Origin of the sequence: Cohnella silvisoli (genome assembly GCF_021190915.1) — a bacterium.
Taxonomy (GTDB): Bacteria; Bacillota; Bacilli; order Paenibacillales; family Paenibacillaceae; genus Cohnella; species Cohnella silvisoli.
In genome coordinates this window covers 160,312-167,402 of sequence record NZ_JAIOAP010000018.1, presented here as the reverse complement: position 1 = coordinate 167,402, position 7,091 = coordinate 160,312, and the positions used below count along the sequence as shown (strand labels likewise).

The window sequence follows — 7,091 nt, the reverse complement described above, 5'->3', positions numbered from 1 at the left end:
TTATATCTAGATTTCCGAGCTCATTGTAAGTTTTTAAGGTCATGACTTCGAGCACGAAGATTCTAGGCTTCGCCTAGCCGAAATTCATCCCCTCCCTATAGAGGAAGAGGACTTCTTTCGGATTGCCATTAAATGGCACTAACTTAATAACATCATTTTCTAATAGGCTATGTTAAATCCTGATGTTGATCTTTACGATAAGAAAACCGCCTCGTTATAGAGGCGGCTTATTGAGCTATCGTACTTCGTTAGTTCAAAAATGGAAGCCGCTCATAACTTCCGGCTTCGTAATTTCACTTGATTATAGTAAGTCCGAAAGCGTATCTCCTGAATTTCACTCTAGCGTCGCGGTCAAACGATCACGCGGTAGTGAAGATGAACAACGCCGCCTTGGAAGCGGCGCTCACCGAGCAGCTCGAGCCGCATGCTGAGGTTGTCCGGCAATGCTCGCTTCCCTCCACCCAAGACAATCGGATTAAGAAGCAGATGACACTCGTCGATCAGTCCCGCGCTCATCGCCTGCCCGGCAAGCTCGGGTCCGCCAATCGTAATGTCGGCTACAGAAGACTCCTTAAGCCTTCGGATCGCATCAGCATCGAATTCGCGCTCTATCCTGGTGCTGGCGCTTGACACTGCCTGAAGCGTCCGGGAATATACAATCTTCTCAGCCGCTCGCCAGGTCTGTGCGAATTCCTGCTTTATCTCCGGTTGATCGCCGCCGGCGTCAGCCGTCTCCCAGTACACCATGTTCTCGTAGAGTCGACGCCCGTATAGGAAGGTGCCGATCGGCCGCTGGAAGCCAGTCCAGAACGCATACGTCTCGTCATTGGATATCCCCCAATCGAAATTGCCGCGCTCGTCCTCAATGTACCCGTCCAAAGATATGTTATTAGCGTAGATCAGTTTTGCCATTTCAATAACTCCCTCCAATTATTAGTTTCCAACGCCTGCCTGCTGCTTGAGGTTCTTGATCTATTCCTTGACATTTTCTTTCACCAATCTGGAATTGTTCCATTCGACTTTCCCCAGTGTCGTGGAAAAAACGATTTTGGCTGTCTTTTCGATCCACTCGGCATGATTCCGTTCATGTTGCGAAGCTGATGGGTTCGAAGGCACAGATGGCCAATAACTGTGCATTCCCTGATAAGTCCCACGTCCCCAAATGACATTGTCGGCAGTACTCAGAATTTCTATTGCGTGTTTCTCCAAATCAGCTTAGCACATTTCAGCTTGGGTTGTTTCTTATGGATTGCTAATTTAAACTGCCAGTTAGTTTAACAAGTATAAGCAGAAAGCCGAAGTTTGTCATTCGTGTCGGTCACAGAAAACAGGCATGATTTCACCAACATATTTTTCTTATTCGATGCTGTATTCTCATATTCCTTGCTGTCTAAGTAACGAAACCAAGCCAAATAATGTTGCAAATATTTAGTTGCAACGCCGTTAAAGCGATCCATCCACTTTTTTAAGCGGCTGTGGTAGCTGTTTACGTTTTGGATATGGTACACGCCCTTTACACGTTGCTTTCCGTCGGACTTAAATCGGTAATGAGCCAAGCCCTTTGAATTCGCATAGGAACTGAATGCTCTCCACGAATCAGTGCAAAGCACGTTTGAGTCAGATATATGACCACCAATCGCTTCATCCAATTTTGTAGTCCGAATACGTCCACGCCCAAGTACGCCAGAGTAAGTCATTTTCTGACGGTCACGGGCAACGAGTACACATACTTGGTCATTACTAATACCACGATATTTGGCTTTTCCGCCGCGTTTACGTGGCTTACGATCGGCAATATTCCGTTTGCCCTTTTCGGAGAATAAGAAATACGTTTCGTCCATTTCAACGATTCCTTGGAACGCTTCAGTTGGAGTCTGCTTTAGAGCGGCAAGAATCTTATGTCGCCAGTAAAACAAGGTGACGTGCGTGACTTCACCATTTAACTGCTCTGCACATTTTCTCAGTGAATAACCCTCAATCATACATTCAATAAAGCAAATCCAAATATGAGGTCTCCTCGTTCGTTTCAGAGGGGTATTTGTAAGGTCATTGAACGTTTGGCGACAGGACTTACAACGGTAACGTTGACGTTTAACCTCTCCAGTACGGGATTTTACAGCGTACTTCCCAAATCGCACAACAGAAATTTTCCCCTTACATTAAAACTAAATACCTAAAATCTCCTCGGTTGTTAAACATAATTGCCCGTTAGTTTAATAAACAAAAAAGGAGTATATTTATTTGTAGAATTATGCATTACTACAAAAGTCGTATAAATAATAATAAGGTGGAGTGAACATGATCCGTATTGTAGCCATGACAAGAGACGGCGACATGCAAACAGATCTCTCCCTGTCGGATATGAAGGACGAGAAGTTTGCCTGGTACTGGGCTGATTTTGATCAGCCTTCTCCTGAAGAAACGAAGTTTCTTTCCGATCACTTTTCATTTCATAAGTTAGCCATCGAGGATTGCGTGCACCACATTCCCAGGCCAAAAGCGGACTTTTACGGCGATTATAAATTCCTAGTCGTACATTCGCTTAAAGGAGAGTACTTGCTACCGGAAGAAGTGGATATTTTTTTATCTGAAAAGTACATCGTGACCTTTCACTTGGACCACAACGAGACAGTGAAGAAAGCGATGGACAAGCTCATCCAAAAGCATCATGTCGCGACAAGTCCAATATTCACGGCATATTTGGTCATTGATGAAATGGTGGATGACTTCTTTCCGCCTCTTCTAAAAATCGAAGAGCGGTTGGACGAAGTTGAAAATATGTCGGTGAAGCATGCATCCGGGCATATTTTCGACGCAGTTTACGATATCCGAGCAGATCTTCTTAAAATAAGAAGTGTTGTCCATCCGATGCGGGATTTGCTCTATCGTATGGTGAATTCAGAACGCCTTGGCTTGAATGAGGAAAATAAGCTCCATTTCATGGATGTATACGACCATTTATTAAAACTTTCCGAGAAGCTGGCAGATGACCGGGATACTACGGCGGATATCGTGGAAAACGTAAACTCGGTTCTGAATCATCGAACGAATCAAATTACCCTGAAGACGAACGATATCGTGTTGCTGCTCACGATCATTTCGGTCATCTTCATCCCGTTGACGTTCATCGTAGGCGTGTACGGCATGAATTTTGACAACATCCCCGAACTACATTGGAAGTATGGGTATTTTATAGCTTGGGGAGTGATGATCGCTATTGCGGTAACGCTGTTTGTAATCTTTAAGAAAAAAGGTTGGTTTAATAAGGAGAGCAATTGATCTCAAGTGACGATAAGGGCATTTGTTGAGTAACATAATTTTATATTGAATAAGACCTCAAAAGATCGTTTGCTAAATTTCCGAACTGTCTGATATCGCTTAAATAATCATATTCGCTGGAATTGCTTAACTGGTTGTACATTCTAACGACGACTGCATTAAACTCCGGTACAACCAAGCAAGCGCATCCCGTTATACCAAGTATTTGGTAAGAACAACTAGGCAAACGTTCCCCTAATTGATTCAAAGGAGTATCATTTTGAAGCCACCATATATAACCGTTTCGTGGCAAATGAGGCGGAACCGTCTTTGGAGTGGCAAGCGAGGTTACTCGTTCAAAAACACTTTTAGGCAACAATTGATTTCCGTTCAGACAGCCTTTTTTAAGATGAATATACCACCACATTGCCAAGTCCCTTGCACTTATAAACAAATTCCCTTGGTCACCCGAATGACTATCGTTGGGACCGACCCATGTATCTTTATCATCATAATAGTTGTAAATGAGATGCTCGTGATTCTCTGTTCTCCACCCGGTATCGTTAAGCTTGTATATCTCAAATACAACATCTTGCATAAAAGTGCTTAAGGTTTTCCCTGACAAGTTTGAGACCAATCGAATCAACATATTAATGCCTATATTTCGGTAGGCCCAATTTTCCCCGGCCCGAAACTCCCTTGACATTTCCCCTCTATCCTCAAATAAACCATGAGTATGAGTAAGCAGGTGACGTAGAGTAATTCCTTTTATTACGCCCTTATATTCGTGTAGATAATCTGCAACTTCTTCGTCAATGCTTCTAATCAAATCTTGTTCAACTAACAAACTTATAGCTAGTCCAAGATACGTTTTACGAATAGAGCCTACATTAAATTCAGTTTTTTCATCTACAATCCGTGAGACTTCCGATGAATCATGTCTACCTGAGTACCACTCATTTACAATTGTGTCGTTCATAATAATATAGGTAGCTGCAGCTGTAGCACTGATATCCATTTGAATGTTATATACATACTCATTGAGGCTTTGAAAATGGTTGGTCATTAACTTTCTCAATTATCCATCTCCTTCTCAGTACGTTACATTTTCGTTCAAATAAGAGAGGACGCTCCCACGCCTTCGCTTGGGGAAACTAAAAACTCAAAAAAATCTTCCCCTTATTCCTTCTAGAGGATTCAGCGACACGCACGGCTTCGTGCACCTCGTTTAGGCTAAAATAAGAGTCTGGCTTCATCAAACTCAATCTTTGGTCCATGATCAGAGATTTCAATCGGTCGAAGGTTTCCTGCCATGTTTGTACGGATACTTGCCCATTCCAATGCCGCAGATGAAACATCTTAACATTCGCGTTAGTTTCCCGTGCGATTTCAGCCCAGTTTACGGGTACTCCCGACAAAAGCCCTATCGTTAATAAGTTAGCGTGAGGTCGAATGCATAATGCTAACTCCGAACCGGATAATCCGCCTACAGAGTCGATCGCAGCACTCGCCCCGCGCCCATTCGTTAATTCCATAACAGTCTGATACAACGGTGTATTTGAAATATTGATTACATAGGAAGCGCCGAGCTGAATTAATTGTTCTGTATGCTCATCATTTCTCGTTACGGCAATTAACCTAAAACCTAGAACCTTGGACAACTGGGCAAAAATACGGCCAATCGAAGAACCGCAGGCGTTTACCAACAGGACATCCTCCGAGCCTAACCTTAATACTTCGGTACAAATAAGCCACGCCGTAATCGGATTTATATATAATTGCGCGGCCGTGTCGTCATCAATAGCATCAGGGATAGGCACTGCCAATGCCGCCGATGCTCTAACGAACTGCTGCCAAGTCCCTTCCCCCCGCAAAGGCAATACACGACGACCAATTAGTTCGCGAGAAACGGAAGGGCCGACCTCCTCAACAATACCGACACCTTCATAACCGGGAACTGCAGGTAAACTTATGCGATGAGGATAAGCCCCTCTAATCGGAATAAGGTCAGATGGATTAATTGGGCAACGGGTCATACGAACAAGGACTTCTCCATGCGTAGGTCGTTGTATATTTCTATTTTCAACCTTTAAGACGCTTAGAGGATTACCGAATTCATAAAATTTAACGTATGCGGCTTCCATAATAGCTCGTCTCCTTTAACGTAAATCCCATCTATCATAACCACCGTGAGGACGTCCTTCAAGCGACACAAAGAGCAAAGGGGCGGTGAATCGGTGACTTCCTGATCTACTGTCAGAAAACCCTACTTTTGGAGACTGATTTATGCTAGAATTAAATAGAACATACGTTCTAATGAAAAAAAAGGGGGGGGGTGAAACCATGTCTGATTCCTCGTACAAAACATTTCAAATTTGGATGAAGAAAAGCCACTGCTTATTCCCTTATTTTGAACAGATGTGTCAAGATGCCAAGCATTTATATAACACCACTAACTATTACATCCGGCAAGTATTCACAGCTTTTCGGCAAGACAAACCCCTCCAACCGTTGCAACAAGAAGTGCTGGATACGTTGCATCAATACATCGAAGTGATGAATGAACGCCAGTTCAAAGCCTATCAGTCGAAAATGGCGAGGGAACAGCTAAAACTGGCGGACAAGCGGCAAGAGATTCACTGCAACCCATTCGTATTGCCATCGGAAGAGAGCCCTTACGTAGACTATTATTTTTTGGACAGCTTATTCAAAGTCATGGAGCAGCCGGATTACCGGGCATTGCCGACGCAAAGCAGCCAATGGGTGATGAAGAGTGTGCTTCAAAATTGGAAATCCTTCTTTGCGAGCATCAAGGACTACCGCCAACATCCCGAAAAGTACCAAGGTAAGCCTAGCATTCCATCCTACAGCCGCGCCAAAGAAAAGGAAATCCAGTTCACGAATCAGGATTGTATCCTCAAAGAAGGAAAGTTCCTCAAATTCCCGAAAACCAAACAACGATTGAATATCGGGAAGCTGGGAAACACCGAAGGAAAGCTGAAACAGGTGCGTGTCGTTCCTAGGTACGGGCAATACGTCGTTGAATTGATTTTTGAATGTCCGGTTGAAACGAAAATGGTGGACAAAGAGCGCTACATGGGGATTGATTTGGGTATTGATAATCTTGCAACCATCGTCACCACAACGGGATCAAAACCCGTATTGGTGAAGGGCAAGCACGTCAAAGCGATCAATCAGTATTATAACAAAAGGAAGGCTCATTTCATGGGCATACTCCGTCACGGCAAGCAACCGAGAGAAGGACAGCATACCTCCAAGCGTTTAGAGCGATTGCACCAAATGCGTCATCGTAAAATCAAAGACCTGTTTCACAAGGCGAGCCGCCATATCGTACAGCTGGCAGTCGATCAAAATATCGGCACGATCATCATCGGACAGAATCGCGGATGGAAACAAGCATCCGACATCGGCAAAAGAAACAACCAATCCTTTTGCCATATTCCGCATCACATGCTCACTTCCATGATCCGATATAAAGCCGCTGAACAAGGCATTGATGTACAAATCACGGAAGAAGCTTACACCTCTAAAGCCAGCTTTCTGGATCACGACCCTTTGCCTCGATATGAAGAAGGGAAAACGTGGACGTCTTCCGGAAAACGGATTTGCCGCGGCTTGTATAAGAGTTTGAAAGGCTTGATCAATGCGGATGTGAATGGTGCGGCGAACATTTTAAGAAAAGTAGTCCCAACAGCTTCGGCTCATGGGGTAGAGGGGTTGGACGGTAATCAGCCCGTCAACGTGTCAACTCCGCTGGTGTTAAGCCTTCGGTAACTTGTACGATGGACACACCAGAAACCCCCACTTCAACC

At 44.1% G+C, this 7,091-nt stretch carries 5 protein-coding genes and 1 pseudogene; 2 read left to right on the top strand and 4 right to left on the bottom strand.

Going from position 1 to position 7,091, the window contains the following annotated elements; translation table 11 throughout:
* Positions 1-351: 351 nt before the first annotated feature.
* Positions 352-912 (bottom strand): dihydrofolate reductase family protein, encoded by a 561-nt coding sequence (locus K7P76_RS27520; protein WP_232189279.1) that lies wholly within the window; start codon positions 910-912, stop codon positions 352-354.
* Positions 913-1,274: 362 nt separating this feature from the next.
* A pseudogene (locus K7P76_RS27515) lies at positions 1,275-2,141 on the bottom strand (IS1595 family transposase); the annotation flags it as partial.
* A 157-nt stretch (positions 2,142-2,298) separates the two neighbouring features.
* On the opposite strand from K7P76_RS27515, the gene corA reads away from it, so the two are divergent.
* Positions 2,299-3,279: a magnesium/cobalt transporter CorA gene (gene corA, locus K7P76_RS27510; RefSeq protein WP_232189278.1), complete on the top strand. Its 981-nt coding sequence runs from the start codon at positions 2,299-2,301 to the stop codon at positions 3,277-3,279.
* A gap of 40 nt (positions 3,280-3,319) precedes the next feature.
* On the opposite strand, the gene K7P76_RS27505 is transcribed toward corA, so the two are convergent.
* A complete protein-coding gene (locus K7P76_RS27505; RefSeq protein ID WP_232189277.1) occupies positions 3,320-4,336 on the bottom strand; it encodes a serine hydrolase domain-containing protein in 1,017 nt (338 codons plus the stop codon).
* A 76-nt stretch (positions 4,337-4,412) separates the two neighbouring features.
* Entirely contained in the window at positions 4,413-5,402 is a 990-nt protein-coding gene (locus K7P76_RS27500; protein WP_232189276.1) for a zinc-dependent alcohol dehydrogenase family protein, read from the bottom strand.
* Positions 5,403-5,601: 199 nt separating this feature from the next.
* On the opposite strand from K7P76_RS27500, the gene K7P76_RS27495 reads away from it, so the two are divergent.
* Positions 5,602-7,053, top strand: coding sequence for an RNA-guided endonuclease InsQ/TnpB family protein (locus tag K7P76_RS27495; RefSeq protein ID WP_232189275.1), 1,452 nt, complete (start codon positions 5,602-5,604; stop codon positions 7,051-7,053).
* The last annotated feature ends 38 nt before the right edge of the window (positions 7,054-7,091 follow it).